This window comes from Sagittula salina, from assembly GCF_017813235.1.
Taxonomy (GTDB): Bacteria; Pseudomonadota; Alphaproteobacteria; order Rhodobacterales; family Rhodobacteraceae; genus Sagittula; species Sagittula salina.
In genome coordinates this window covers 131,964-145,134 of the sequence record NZ_JAGISH010000009.1, presented here as the reverse complement: position 1 = coordinate 145,134, position 13,171 = coordinate 131,964, and the positions used below count along the sequence as shown (strand labels likewise).

Genomic DNA, 13,171 nt, shown 5'->3' with positions numbered 1-13,171 from the left:
GCAATCCGCCCGACAGCTGGGTCTGGTTTGACCCCTGGCTCGAAGAGGTTCGCAAGGCCGATGGGGACCGACACCGTTGAGGCCGACATTTGATCGCTTTCGCTGACGGCGTTCCGTTAGCCAAAGTCGGCGGATACCTCAGACACGACGGCCGTCTGGTTCAGGGTTCGGAGGCGCGCCAGGAAACGGTCCGCATCCTTCTCCTCGAACACGCTGTCGGGGCCGTCCGGCGTCTTATCGGAAAAGGGGCTATCGTAGAGCAGGCCCGGGTCGATCACACCGTTTCGGGTCAGGTGCTCGATGACCATTCCGACGAACTCGATCTGATTGGCCGAGGCACCATCTGCGATGAATTCGGCGAAATACTCCTGGGCTGCCGCGCGATCAAGGCCGACGATCGACCTCAGAAAGACGCCGAACCCGCCCACCTGGCCGGTTTCGGTTTTCCTGGCGATCTCGATGTCGGCATCCGACCCTACGCCGGCCTCGAGCAACATTCGCTCGAGTTCTTCAATGTCCAAGCGGGTAAGCGGCCGTCCGGATCGCAGGCGGCGGAGGGCGACGTGATCGCCGTGTCCGGAGAGGAACTCGCGGGCCTTCCTCTTGAATGCAGCGAGGTCTGCCGCCGGATTGAGAGGAACGGGGGTGGCGGTTCCGAGATCATCTTCGAAATCGGTGTAGAGGATGCTGCGCGACGACTGGTCGATAAGATGCACGATATCGCGCAGTCTCAGGCGGGCCCGCTCGGCGATGGGCACAGTCAGGCCTTCCCACCAAGCTTCATTCAGGATTTCCTCGATGAGTTCTGAGTGTCTGGAGACTGCGGGGATGTCGCACTTCGTAGATAGCGCGGTCGCGATCTCTGTCACTTTCCGGCGGCAGGATTCCATCTTCATCGACCTACCCAACAGCGCGAGCTGGAGCTCGAACATTACGAGATCGAACCTTTTCGCCTCTTCCCCTCCGAGATCGGCGTTGCTTGGCAAGGCTGCCAAGCCTGTCAGTTCCTCGGTGGCCTCCTCTGACAACGCGGACCATGGCGCATCGTCTGACTGCCAGGACTCCACAGAGCGCAGGTGGCTGCGGACGACGAAAGACGAGATGTCGAGACCCATCACGAAACGGCGCACATCTGAAACGATCTCCCCGCGGATACCCTTGAGGTCTTCCGTCGCGTCATCGTGCTGCCCGTGGGTTGTCGAGGCCAGTGTGTCGTCGATGCCCTGGGCCACCTTCAACCTTGCTTCGATCAGCCGCTCCGTCAGCGACTTCGGGACAGAAGGGTCCTTGAGCTCTGGATTCGACCCAAAGAATTCGAGGTTGCCGCAGACATCGAAGATCCGGAATGCCGACTTGTCCACGCCGGGGCCGAACAGGTTCGGCCGCAGGCGTGTCCCCCGGCCGACCATCTGCCAGAATTTCGTCTTCGAGCGCACGAGCTTGAAGAAGACCAGGTTCACCACCTCGGGCACGTCCACGCCCGTATCCATCATGTCTACAGAGATGGCGATCTGAGGCTCTTTGCCCGGGATCTCGAAGGCCTCGATCAGGCTCTGGGCATAGCTTTCCCCATGCACAATCCGCCTGGCGAACGTTCCACCGTAATTCGGCCAGCCCACGTTGAAGCGTTCCTCAATGAACCTCGCATGGGACTTGTTCGCGGCGAAGATGATCGTCTTGCCGATCTTGTCGCCGCCCGCGACGCGGATGCCGTGCTCCATGACATGCGCCAGGACCTTGTCGACCGTGTCGGCGTTGAACAGATACTTGTTGATCTCCCCGGCCGTGACCTCTTCGCGCCGCCCGGTCTCGCCCCAGTCGAGTTCGTCCCACTGGTCCTTTTCCTCGTCCGAAAGATCGTCGTAACGGATGCCCTCGCGCATGAACCTGGTTGGCAGTGAGATCGGCTCGAACGGCACCAAAAACCCTTCATCGATCGCTTCCTCCAAGCCGTAGAAGTCCGTGGGATGCCCGGGGTCGAGATCGAACAGCCGGTAGGTGTCCCGGTCCACCTCGTCGCGGGGCGTGGCTGTAAGACCCACGAGGTAACTGTCGAACCACTCGAAGATCGCCCGGTAGCGCTTGTAGATGGACCGGTGGGCCTCGTCGATGATCACGAGGTCGAAATGCCCGGGACCAAAGCGCCGGCCGGAATGATCGGCGCGGTCGATCAGATTCATCATCGTCGGATAGGTGGAGACATAGACGCGGCCCGTGCCGGACGGATCGGTCACGAGGTTCACCGGAGAGCTGTCCGGAATATGCGCCGCGAAGGCATTGCGCGCCTGTCGGACAAGGCTGATACGGTCGCAGAGGAAGAGGGCGCGCTTCACCAGCCCCGCACGCACCATCATGTCCACGAGGGCGATCACCGTTCGGGTCTTGCCCGTGCCCGTTGCCATGACCAGCAGCGCCTTGCGGGAGCCGGCGTCAAAGTCCTTCGCCACTCGCTTTAGGGCCCGATGCTGATACGGGCGCTCAACTATCTTCGTGTTGGGGCCCTGATCCGAAAGAGGCTTCGCACTTCCTCGACGGGCAATCATCTCGCCCAGTTCCTGCGCGGTCTTGAAACCACCCAGGCGACGGGGCGGGATGCCGCGGGCGTCATCCCAGATCCAGTGCTCGTAGCCGTTGGTGTAGAAAATCACCGGGCGGCGGCCGTGCATATGCTCGAGGGCATCGGCGTAGAGCTTCGCCTGCTGCTGGCCCTCGGACGGGGAGCGGCGGGTGCGCTTGGCCTCGACCACTGCCAGAGGCAGGCCGTCCGCGCCCCAGAGGACGTAGTCGGCGAAACCATGGCCCTGCTCGTTGGGCATGGGCTCCACCCGGTATTCCAGATCCCGGCCTTCCTTCAGGTCGGTCCATCCGGACTCGGCCAGCAGCAGGTCGATCAGGCGCAGGCGGGTGGTGGCCTCGTTGTAGTCGTGCGGGTCGGTCTTGAGCTCGAGGCGGGCCTTGGCAACCTCGGCGCGTTTCGTCTTCAGCTCCTCGTCGAGGCTCGCATAGCGGGCGCGGAGCTCTTCAAGCTCCTCGGTGCGCGCCTCCAGGGCCTTCTCGGTGCTGTGGATGCGCCCGCGGGCTTCGCGGATCAGGTCGAGCCGGGCAGACAGCGGGGCCGGGTCGAAGATGTTCGGCTCTGGCGGCTTTTGGCGGCGGGCATAGGTGCGGCCGAACCAGTGCAGGACGTGGTGAAGCTCCTCCACCACCTGGCGCGCGCCCTCGGGTTTCAGGGTCGCGCCATCGTGGGCCGACTTGTTGCGGACCATGTTGATGAAGCGGGCCTTGAAGTGGACCTTTTGGCCCATGATGGTCCGCAGATCGGGGTCGTTGATCATCCGGCTGGCGCCAACCTGCGCGGGGGGCGTCAGGTCGGCGTCATTGGCGAAGGCCCAGCCGAGCGCCAGCTCCACCGCCTTGCCCGCAAGGATCGCCGCCGCCTCGGGCTCCGACATCGCCAGCCGCTCGGCCGAGGTCGCCGCGGCATGGACGGCGGGGAAGTCGGGTTCGAGATGGGCGAAGTTGCTGGCGGTCATGGCGGTGTCCCGAGGTCAGAGCTCTCCGGCGAAGGCGCGGGATTGAAGGGAGGCGAAGAGGGTTTCGAGTTCGCAGAGATGGACGTTCAGGCGTTCCTTTGCTCGGCGAATTTCGTCCAGCCGCCGAGCGAACTCTCTTTGCTCTTCGATCGGCGGCGTAATGAAATCGATGCCCTTCAATGCGGTTGCGTTCAGATGCTGCTGAACCTGCCCAGTCTGATTTGACAATGCCATCTGTCGCCCCGCCTCGGAATTCAGAAAAGCCTCAAGGAAATACGGCAGCAGTTCATCCTCTTTCGGGCTGGCGATCAACATGTCTATGCAATTCGCCCCAACAATTTCTTCCTCGACAACGGCCGCTCTCCCCGGTTGCCCCGTGCGAACAATAACGACATCCCCCTTTTTCAACTTGGATTTCTTGAGGGGGCCGTCATTTGTCTCCTGCGAGAAATACTTCATATCTTTGAAGTCAAAGCCGCCCTCCCGGACGTTTACCGACCGCAAGGCAGGCACCCCGTCATCTACATAATAGGATGCGGGCTTAATCACGACGCCGACTGTGATCCGCGAGCATAGGTCCGAAAGCTTCCGTGCTGGATAGCTCAAGGGGTTGTCGCGCGGGTCCCCGAACATCTCCGCGAAGATCGCGCCCGGGAGGGTGTCGAGCAGGGCGAGGGCCTCTCGGCGGCGGCGGCGCAGGGCGTCGGCCGCATCCAGTATCCCCGCAATCCGCCTCTGCTCCTCGAGGGGCGGGAGGGGGATTTCCATCGCCGCCAGTTCTTTCGGAGATAACCGCGGGAGGTTTGCACCTGTCGCTCTATTGGCGACATAGGCGACTTGCTTCGGGCTGAGCAGAAAATGGAGTAAGAACTTCTTGTCGAGATCTCCGCCCGGTCGAATCGGAAGGATGTCGGTGCTGCATACCCCCGAAACCGATGGAGCGACCACTTTCGCCAAGTAAGGACGAAGCTTGCCGAAGAGTATCGTATCCGCGTCGAAGGCGAATTTATTGCTCGACAGTTCTCCGGCTTCGACCTGAACCGGAGAAAGACTCTCACCTCCCGAAGATATGTGCTCAAGTCCAACATAGGTCGTTCCGGAGGTGATAGCGGCAGGCGCGACGGAGTTCCGTTCGATCGTCGCAACCTCGGAGAACTTGGCCGTCGCCCAGCTCATTCCGCCGCCTCCTGCTTCGCCGCCTGCGCCTGCTGCCAGTCGTGGTAGGTCTGGCTCGCACCCTTCACCTTCCATTCCAGCCGCCCGTTGCTGTTGCGATCCAGAACGACCGCGGCCGCCGCCGAGGGGCTGGAGAAGGACCAGGGTTTGGCGAAGCGCAGTTTGCCCGTGCCCGAAGGCACCTCCTGCGGCACCAGCACGCCGTCGGCGATGAGCTTCTCCTTCAGGCCGCCATAGCTCTGCTGGACATAGCCTGTATCCTTCAGGGCCTCCGACCCCTCAAGCACGATGAACTCGCCATCCTCCTCGACCGCCGTGGCAGAGACCCCGCTCTTGTGCCGGATCTCGAACTGCACCTCGTCCGAGACGGAGGGCGAGGATGGGCTGGCCTTGGCGCTGACGGCCTTCGGTTGTGGCTTCAGCATGTCGAGCCCGATCACTGGCAGGATGATCCGCAGGTTCGCAAGGAATTGCTCCATGTTGGCGATGTCGGCCTCGGGCAGGCGTCGGCGGCCGATGTCCGGGTTCGTGCCGTTGTCGAGCGACACGCGCCCGGCCTTGGCCGTCTGTTCGATCAGACGGGCCTCGAGATATTCGGCATGGCCCTTCGACATGTCGTCGTCGCTGGTGGTGACGGTGATCGCCGTCTCCCAGAAATCGCGCTTCACCGCGCTCTGCTTGATGCGCTCGGCGACGGAGTTGCCAGAGCCGATGTAGGCCCGCGTCGTGCCGGTGGTGTCGGGATCGGGACCGGCGAGGATGTAGACACCGGTGCGGTCCACCTCGTCCCGCGCCGTGAGGTCACCGAAGGCGGAAGCCCCGGAAACGAAGAGCAGCCCGGTCCAGCCGTGGATGGTCGCCTTGCGGAGTCCCGTGGGCTTGCCGTCGACCAGGAAGAGCTGGATCGTGCGGCCGTAGGTCTCGCCATTGGTCATTCGGCGGCCTCTTTCACGGCACCAACGCCGAGCATCCTCTCGAGCTCCTCGAGGCCATCGAAGATGTCCCGCTCCATCTCGCGCAGGCGCGACAGGATCTCGGCGGGCGGCTCGTGCTCGACCGCGTCATGCTCAATCTCGCGGTAGCGATTGAGGCTGAGGTCGTGGCCAGCGGCGGCGATCTCGGCCTTCGGAACGACGAAGCTGCGGGCCGTGCGGGGATTATCCTTCTCCGTCCCCTCGCGCTCCTGCCAGCGAGCCAGGGCGTCGGGCAGGTCGTTCAGCTTCGCTTCCTCCTCGGACAGCTCGGCCCAGGGGCCGATCTTGTCCTCGGGCACCAGCGGGTTGCGCTTGTCATCAAGGCTGAGGCCGTCGGCATGCATGTCGTAGAACCACACGCCATCCGTGCCGCCGGAGTCGGTGCGCTGGAAGAGAAGGATGGCGGTGGAAACCCCGGCATAGGGACGGAAGACGCCGGCCGGGAGCTTGACCACCCCCTGAAGCTGCTGATCCTCGACCAGCATACGCCGCACCTCCTTGTGGGCCTTGTTGGAGCCGAAGAGCACGCCGTCGGGAACGACCACCGCCGCCCGACCGCCACGCTTCAGAAGGCGCAGGAAGAGGGCCAGGAAGAGCAGCTCGGTCTTCCGGGTGTTGACGATGCGGGTGAGGTCCTTGGCCACCGCTTCGGCGTCCAGGGAACCGGCGAATGGCGGGTTGGCGAGGATCAGGGAATAGGCCTCAGCCTCATCGCCGTGCTCCTGGGTGAGGCTGTCGCGGTAGACGATGGAGGCGTCCTCGAACCCGTGCAGGGCCATGTTCATGGCACCGAGGCGAAGCATGGTGCCGTCGAAGTCATGGCCGTGGAACATGCCGGTTTCGACGTGCAAACGCGCGTCCGGATCGGTCCAGGCATCGGCATCATTGCGACGCAGGTATTCCGCCGCGCCGACGAGGAATCCGGCCGTGCCACATGCGGGATCACAGATCACGTCATCTCGCCGAGGCTCGGTCATGGCGACCATGAGCTCGATGATGTGGCGGGGCGTCCGGAACTGGCCGTTCTGGCCCGCCGCGGCCACCTTCGACAGCATGTATTCGTAGAGATCGCCCTTGGTGTCGCGACTTTTCATCGGCAGGTCCGAGACGAGATCGACGACCTTCACCAGGAGGCGGCCCGTGGGTATCTCGTAGCGGGCGCTGGCCATGTGCTTGCGCAGGGGCGCGCCATCAGAGCCGAGGCGGCGCAGGAAGGGGATCAAGTGGTTCTCGGCCGCTTCCTGCATCTCTGCTGGCGGCAGGGTCGTGAACCGAGGCCAGCGGAGATCTGCCAAGGAACGGCCATCAGCGATCTTGTTGCCGGCGTCGTCAACGACCGGGATGCCATCCAACTCGTCCGGGAAGAGGTTCCGCTCGATCTCCGTGCCGCGTGCCCGTGCCTGCCGTTCCGCGAGGGTCTGCGCGTCGTCGAGGCCCTTGAGGAAGAGCAGGAGGGTCAACTGTTCCATGACCGTCTGCGGGTTCGACAGCCCGCCCGTCCACATTGCGTTCCAGATCGCGTCGACCTGAGACTTCAGTTCACCGGTAATCATCTCTGCCCTCGTCAGTTTCCCCTATTCTGACGGGGGTGGAGAAGATCGTCCATGCTCAAATTTTCAGTGTCTTTGGGTCAAGCGGACACCGCACGACTTGCACTCGAGATTGAATGAACAAGCCGTGCTGCAAAAGACGGCGTGGTGATTATTTACAGCATGGCAGAAAACAATGTCGATAATTTATTCTCCCGCTTATCCACGAGAAAAAGCAGCAAATCGCGCAAGGCGCTGACCTGGCTTAGCTTTTCCGTCATCTCGCCGCATTTTGCGCGATTTTCCAGGTTTCTTCTTCGTCAAACACTCGCCCGGCCAATATTGCTCGGTTGGCGGAACCAGCGGAGAGCCCTGATGATCACCGAACTGAAGTCGATCCCTGACATCTGGAAGCGGATGCCGAGCGAGATGCACGCGCGGCGCTTCCTGGAGTGTATCATATGGTCGACCGGCAGGCACTGTCCTCATTGCGGGTCGGTGGAATCCTCGGCGCTGCGCGGTCGGACCTGTCGACCAGGGCTCTACCAATGCCGGGATTGCCGTCTCCAGTTCACGGTCACGACGCTCACCCCGATGCACGGCACAAAGCTCGACCTGCGTATCTGGATCTGCGCGATGTTTTTGGTGCTCACCTCGAGCAAGGGTATCTCCTCGGTCGTGATGGCACGGCTGCTCGGGGTGAACCAGAAGACCGCGTGGAAGATGGGGCACGCCATCAGAGAACTGATGGACGATCGGAACGCCGAGTTGCTGCCTCTGGAGGACATCGTCGAGGTGGACGAGGCATATGTTGGCGGAGCACCCAAATCGCTTTCAGGGGCCTATAATCCACGCGGCAAGGGCACTGGGAAGCCAATGATTTTCGTGGCGGCCTCTCGCGACGGACAGGCGCGCGCCCGGGTCGTTTCCGATGACAAAAGGGCGACGCTCGAGCCGGTTCTCCTGGAATGGATCGCCCCCGAGACAACGCGCCTGATGACTGATGGAAGCAAGAGCTACCGGGGCCTGGGAAAGACCATGGCCGACCATCAGTATGTGATCCACAGCCAGAAAGAGTATGCCAACCCGGAGACTGGTGCCCACGTGAATACGGCCGAGGCCGTCATCTCCCAAGTGCAACGCGCTCTGGTCGGAGTCTATCACAACCTCGGTCGACAGCACCTCCAGCGATACCTCGACGAAATCGTGTGGAGGTGGAACCATCGCGAGCCGGTCCGGGACGTAGTAAAGCAGTGGACTACGAAATCTGGCGTCAATCGGGAGAAATCGACGACGATCTGGAAGCCGATCCCGGTGGTCGACCAGATGCGCGTCTTGCTTCAGGGGGCTGTCGGTAAGCAGCTGCGGCGCTCGAAGGAATATGGGCTATGCTGGCCTTGAGGGCTGCCCTGCGCACCTGTGGGGCAGATAAGCGTTTCAAAGACTCAAGGCCCAATGTCGGCTTCGAGTCATTGAGTGGCCATCCCCGCCAGCATGGAACCAAGAGCGACGAGGTGGATCAGCATGATCGCCTTGTCGTTCCAGAGCACGCCGACAATCAGCCAGCCCAGAACGCCGACGAGGAACAGGTAGAGGTTCCAAGGCGTCCAGCCGAAACCGGTTCCGGCGTAGCCAAGGATCTGGATGATCGAGGCCACCCACTTCACGATAAACGCCGTCTGGCTGTGCCCACTGATGGTGGTTGCCTCAGACGCCACGAGTAAGTCCTCCGTCGATCCGCCAGTTCTGCCCGGTGACGTAGCTGCCACCTTCCGAAGCGAGCCAGCCGATGAGTGAGGAGACCTCTTCTTCCTTGCCGTAGCGGCCCATCGGGATGCGCGTGCGGCGGTCCTCGGTCTCCGGCAGGCTGTCGATGAAGCCCGGCAGAACATTGTTCATGCGGATATTCTGCGCGGCATACTTATCAGCGTATAGCTTGGCGAAACTGGCGAGGCCGGCGCGGAAGATGCCCGAAGTTGGAAAGAGCGGGTCGGGCTCGAAGGCTGCGAAGGTCGAAATGTTGATGATGGCGCCGTCTCCCTGCGCCGCCATGATCGGTGTAACGAGGCGGGTGGGACGGATCACGTTCAGAAGGTAAACATCGAGTCCCGCATGCCATTCCTCGTCGGTGATCGCGATGATATCTCCCTTGGGCCCATGCCCGGCGGAGTTCACCAGGACATCAATTCGGCCCCACCGGTCAACCGCGCCGTCAACGAGGCGTGTGAGATCCTCGACCGACTGGTTCGATCCAGTGACGCCGAAGCCGCCGAGATCTTCGGCGAGCGCCTCTCCCTTGCCGGAGGAAGATAGGACACCGACCTTGAAGCCTTCGTAGGCCAGGCGTTTCGCGGCACCGGCGCCCATTCCGCTGCCACCTGCCGTGACCAATGCCACTTTTTCTGTCGTCATGATCCTGTGCTCCTTACTTACCAAAGAGTGCCCGCTGCATCTGTTATCCAGCAGATAAGGGGCTTAGGATTATCTGACCAGCCAGCTGGCCTGTTACGTGAGTGTAGGAAATCTATCGTGCCAGACGAAATCGACTTGCCACCCCTGAACGGCCTCCGAGCATTCGCAGCGGCGGGCAGACATCTGACTTTCCGCGCGGCGGCGGAAGACCTGGGCGTAACTCAAGGGGCGGTGGCCCAGCAGGTCCGCGGACTTGAGGAGCATCTCAGCCTTCGCCTGTTCTTGAGGGTGTCGCGCGGTCTGGCGTTCACCGAGGAGGGGCGCGCATACCATGCGGCGGTTGCGCGGGCTTTTTCACAGCTCTCGGAGGCAACCGTGGCACTCAGGTCGGCACCATCGCGAGTGACGATCAGCGTGACACCCACCTTCGCGTCCAAGTGGCTCATCCCACGGCTCGCGGAGTTCACCGAAGCCCATCCCGGGATCGACCTGCGCATTACTGCTACCGAGCGCGTCTCGAGCTTCCATGCCGACGGGATCGACCTCGCAGTGCGGCAGGGACAGCCGCCATTCGGGGCGAGCCTGCGCGCAGATCTACTGTTCCCGCAGGAGATCATCGCGGTCTGCTCGCCCAACCTGATCGCCCGTCAGGACCTCCCACTCGATGCGGCGGCTTTGTCGCGCGTGACGCTTCTGCACGACTCGCACGATCTCTGGCCGAAGTTCATCGAAGCGGCCTTTGGCGGTGAGGTTGAACTGTCGCGCGGACTTCGTTTCAACCAGACAACACTGACTATCGACGCGGCCCTGGCTGGGCAGGGTATTGCGCTGGCAAGCCGTTTCCTCGTTCAGCGGGACCTGAAGGCCGGGCACCTTGTGCAACCGCTCGATAGCGCTCTCGAAGGTGGACTGGACTTCTATCTCCTGACGCCGCGACAAGGCGCGTCTGATGCCTCATTGCACGTTCGGGACTGGCTGCTCGGCATGACGAGCCAAGGCGCCTAAGTGGATCGCCTTGGTTCGTCGCAGTTAGGGCAGCTTTGTCCGCATGACCGACTTTCAGGACAAAACGGCTGAGAGCTTATGCCACTGCTTTCTTTGGTGGATAAACGGGTTTATTCTTTCCAAAGATACCGGGCCAGCGGCCGAAATATTCGCTCCAGCACCGCCTTCATTCAGTGCTCTTTGGACTCGATGCAATGTCAGGCAATCCGAGGAATTTCCTATCACTCTGTCGGGTGACGTGCTGGTGCAAGGCCGCCATCATGCGATCGGCTCGGCCGGAGTCCTCAGCCTGTTGGTCGTCGGATTTGCCTTCAGTCTTGCGCCATTGCGAGACAATTCCCAGGGCCGCTGCGCCGTAGATAATCTTGCGGCGTGTTTCATCCTGGCGCGCCTGTTTGCGAGCGATTGCTTTCAGGTCATTCAATCGGGCTTGCGCCTCTTGAATTCGGGTATCGAGATCGTTCATCGGAGGCATCCCTTAGCTCTTTTCGAGAAGGAGATGTGTCCCTCCAGCGGGATCCGCTCCCACAATGTGATCGCCGCCCTTCGGCCCCGTCTGCCGAAGGCAAGCGCGCAGTTACGCAAACTGAAGTTTGCCTGCGCGCCTCGCCGGCGGGGCTGAAGGAGCGGATTTCGGCTTCGGGCCCGACATCCGGGGCATGATACATCCTGCAAGCCGACTTGAAGTCGTGATCCACTCCCGTGCCGACGGCCGGAGCGCCGTCAAATCCTCAGCCTATTGCGCCCGAACATCCTGGCGGGACGAGCGCACCGGACGGCGGTTTCGGGCTGGCAAGTTGGGCGGTCTGTTGTCTCACGAACTCATCAACTGGGACGGGGACGCCGCCGCGCTCTGGAATGGCGCGGAGAGGGCCGAGGCCCGCGGCAACGCGCGCGTGGTCCGGGAACTGCGCCCCAGCCTGCCGGCCGAGCTACCGCTGGCCGAGCAGGTGAGGCTGGTTCGTGGATTTAGCCTCTGGCTTCGGGATGAATATGGCGTCGCCATCCAGGCTGACATCCATGCGCCGAGGTTCCTCGCTGGGGCCGAGGAACGCCTGCATCAGGCGGGGAAGCTCGAGCTGGTGCAGGAGGACTACCTCGAGGCGCTCTTTGACCCCGCCCGGACAAACCGGAACTTCCACGCGCACATTCTGATGACGACCCGGAAGGTTTGCCCCAGTAGCGGCGCCTTCGGGGCCAAGACGAGATCTCTGGATGATCGCAAGACCGGGCCCCAGGAGATCCTGCGGGTCCGGCAGGAGTGGGAGAGGAGGACCAATGCCGCCTTGCAGCGCATCGGTTCGAACGCACGGATCGATCTGCGGTCCTACAAGACCATGGCAGCGGAAGGCGACGCGCCGGAGGGCTTGATTTCCCAGGACCATCTCGGGGCCCGCCGCGCCGCCCGGTCACGGCGGTTGCGCGAGGAGGGCGAGGACACCAGCCGGGCGGGGCGGCGGCGCAGGGCGATCCAGGCTCATAACGAGGCGACATGGCAGTCTTGGTTGGTGCTGCGGGCGCTGGAGCGTGAGAAGTCCCGGGAGGCGGCCGAAGCGATCGCGCGGGATCGCGAGGCCGCCCGCAAGAAAGAAGCCGATGCTGAACGGCACCGGCTTCAGAATGTTCAATCCGCGCAGGAAGCGGAGGCTGCCATATCGCAGGCGAGCCAGTTCGAAAGCCTCAAGACGGGGTCGCCGCTTGCCCAGGCGATTTCTTGGGCTTTGCAGGAGACTGACGAGCCGGCTTCCGAGGACTCGGGGGAGTTTTCTTCAGAGGTCGATTTGGAGACTTACGAGCCGCCGCAAGGGCCGCCGCGGCCGGAGCCGGTTCTTGAGGTGAAGCGCGTTCGGGTCCGAGGTCCGCGCTCTCGGTGACCGTGGCCTCACATTCGCCCTCGGCTTGGACTTCGAGCTCATCGAGGCATTCAGTCAGGTAGGCGACCTCAGCTTCCAGGGACTGGACCTGTTTGGAGTGCTCCGCCTCAAGCAGGGCGAAGTCGCGATCCCGGATCGCCGACTGCCGCACGCTCTGTTCGGTCATGCGGACGACCACGCCCCGCACGAGAGCCTCCATCGACCGCTGCAGAGAGACGACTGCCTCCGAGATCCGGTCATGGCACTCCTCTGGGAGAGGCAGGTCGGCCTCCTGCTCCTCTTCCCGGGCTTCCTCGTGGGCGTTCCACAGATCGCGGACCCGGGAGAACTTTCCCTTCCCGCCGAGTGCCTTGTGGATGTCGGTGGCCGTGATGTCCCGGCTAAGTTTTGCCCTGAGGGCTTCTCCGATCTGGATGATTTCATCGTCGGTATGAATGGGTTTGCGCATCGTTTCTCTCCTGTGGCTGTCGAATGCAGGAGGGAGTTGGGTCCAAGCTCGAAATCTCGGAAACAAACTTGCCAACTTTTTTTGAGGGCCGGTCAGTTTGGTCAGACGGTATGTAGGCAAGTAAGTAGGTTTGTTGGTCTGAATGTTTGGTCGGTAAGTCGGTAAGTTTGAAAGTAATTTCAGAAAGTATGTCCGGCCACCTATCGGTCTACCCGGATAG

General features: G+C 62.3%; 10 protein-coding genes. 3 read left to right on the top strand and 7 right to left on the bottom strand.

The genetic code is table 11. The annotated features are described in order from the left end of the window. Window positions 1-116 precede the first annotated feature (116 nt). The 4 genes from J5474_RS16335 to J5474_RS16320 are packed head-to-tail and all read right to left on the bottom strand — an operon-like array spanning window position 117 to window position 7,236. Window positions 117-3,533 carry a DEAD/DEAH box helicase family protein gene (locus J5474_RS16335; protein ID WP_209362003.1) on the bottom strand — a complete coding sequence of 1,139 codons (3,417 nt, stop codon included), beginning with the start codon at window positions 3,531-3,533 and terminating at the stop codon, window positions 117-119. Window positions 3,534-3,548: 15 nt separating this feature from the next. Beyond that, window positions 3,549-4,709 carry a restriction endonuclease subunit S gene (locus J5474_RS16330; RefSeq protein ID WP_209362001.1) on the bottom strand — a complete coding sequence of 387 codons (1,161 nt, stop codon included), beginning with the start codon at window positions 4,707-4,709 and terminating at the stop codon, window positions 3,549-3,551. Continuing rightward, entirely contained in the window at window positions 4,706-5,644 is a 939-nt protein-coding gene (locus J5474_RS16325) for a GIY-YIG nuclease family protein (protein ID WP_209361999.1), read from the bottom strand. Before J5474_RS16325 ends, J5474_RS16330 begins: the two co-directional genes overlap by 4 nt. Next, window positions 5,641-7,236, bottom strand: coding sequence for an HsdM family class I SAM-dependent methyltransferase (locus J5474_RS16320; RefSeq protein ID WP_209361997.1), 1,596 nt, complete (start codon window positions 7,234-7,236; stop codon window positions 5,641-5,643). The genes J5474_RS16325 and J5474_RS16320 overlap by 4 nt, the downstream gene beginning before the upstream one ends. Before the next feature lie 351 nt (window positions 7,237-7,587). On the opposite strand from J5474_RS16320, the gene J5474_RS16315 reads away from it, so the two are divergent. Further along, window positions 7,588-8,613, top strand: a complete 1,026-nt coding sequence (locus tag J5474_RS16315; protein WP_209361995.1) for an IS1595 family transposase — start codon at window positions 7,588-7,590, stop codon at window positions 8,611-8,613. Window positions 8,614-8,681: 68 nt separating this feature from the next. Here J5474_RS16315 and J5474_RS16310 read toward each other — a convergent pair whose 3' ends face one another. Together J5474_RS16310 and J5474_RS16305 are read right to left on the bottom strand one after the other, a co-directional pair. After that, a complete protein-coding gene (locus J5474_RS16310; protein ID WP_209361993.1) occupies window positions 8,682-8,930 on the bottom strand; it encodes a DUF6552 family protein in 249 nt (82 codons plus the stop codon). After that, window positions 8,920-9,624: an SDR family oxidoreductase gene (locus J5474_RS16305; RefSeq protein ID WP_209361991.1), complete on the bottom strand. Its 705-nt coding sequence runs from the start codon at window positions 9,622-9,624 to the stop codon at window positions 8,920-8,922. Before J5474_RS16305 ends, J5474_RS16310 begins: the two co-directional genes overlap by 11 nt. Before the next feature lie 117 nt (window positions 9,625-9,741). On the opposite strand from J5474_RS16305, the gene J5474_RS16300 reads away from it, so the two are divergent. Beyond that, window positions 9,742-10,629 carry a LysR substrate-binding domain-containing protein gene (locus J5474_RS16300; protein ID WP_209361988.1) on the top strand — a complete coding sequence of 296 codons (888 nt, stop codon included), beginning with the start codon at window positions 9,742-9,744 and terminating at the stop codon, window positions 10,627-10,629. Between the two features lie 166 nt (window positions 10,630-10,795). On the opposite strand, the gene J5474_RS16295 is transcribed toward J5474_RS16300, so the two are convergent. After that, window positions 10,796-11,095, bottom strand: a complete 300-nt coding sequence (locus J5474_RS16295) for a hypothetical protein (protein ID WP_209361986.1) — start codon at window positions 11,093-11,095, stop codon at window positions 10,796-10,798. A gap of 193 nt (window positions 11,096-11,288) precedes the next feature. Here J5474_RS16295 and J5474_RS16290 point away from each other — a divergent pair, with 193 nt between their 5' ends. Continuing rightward, entirely contained in the window at window positions 11,289-12,503 is a 1,215-nt protein-coding gene (locus J5474_RS16290) for a MobA/MobL family protein (RefSeq protein WP_209362122.1), read from the top strand. Window positions 12,504-13,171 lie beyond the last annotated feature (668 nt).

Bases quoted from the DNA above. Each gene is read 5' to 3' on its own strand.
- J5474_RS16335 (WP_209362003.1), bottom strand. From the start codon at position 3,533: ATGACCGCCAGCAACTTCGCCCATCTCGAACCCGACTTCCCCGCCGTC.
- J5474_RS16330 (WP_209362001.1), bottom strand. From the start codon at position 4,709: ATGAGCTGGGCGACGGCCAAGTTCTCCGAGGTTGCGACGATCGAACGG.
- J5474_RS16325 (WP_209361999.1), bottom strand. From the start codon at position 5,644: ATGACCAATGGCGAGACCTACGGCCGCACGATCCAGCTCTTCCTGGTC.
- J5474_RS16320 (WP_209361997.1), bottom strand. From the start codon at position 7,236: ATGATTACCGGTGAACTGAAGTCTCAGGTCGACGCGATCTGGAACGCA.
- J5474_RS16315 (WP_209361995.1), top strand. From the start codon at position 7,588: ATGATCACCGAACTGAAGTCGATCCCTGACATCTGGAAGCGGATGCCG.
- J5474_RS16305 (WP_209361991.1), bottom strand. From the start codon at position 9,624: ATGACGACAGAAAAAGTGGCATTGGTCACGGCAGGTGGCAGCGGAATG.
- J5474_RS16295 (WP_209361986.1), bottom strand. From the start codon at position 11,095: ATGAACGATCTCGATACCCGAATTCAAGAGGCGCAAGCCCGATTGAAT.
- J5474_RS16290 (WP_209362122.1), top strand. From the start codon at position 11,289: ATGATACATCCTGCAAGCCGACTTGAAGTCGTGATCCACTCCCGTGCC.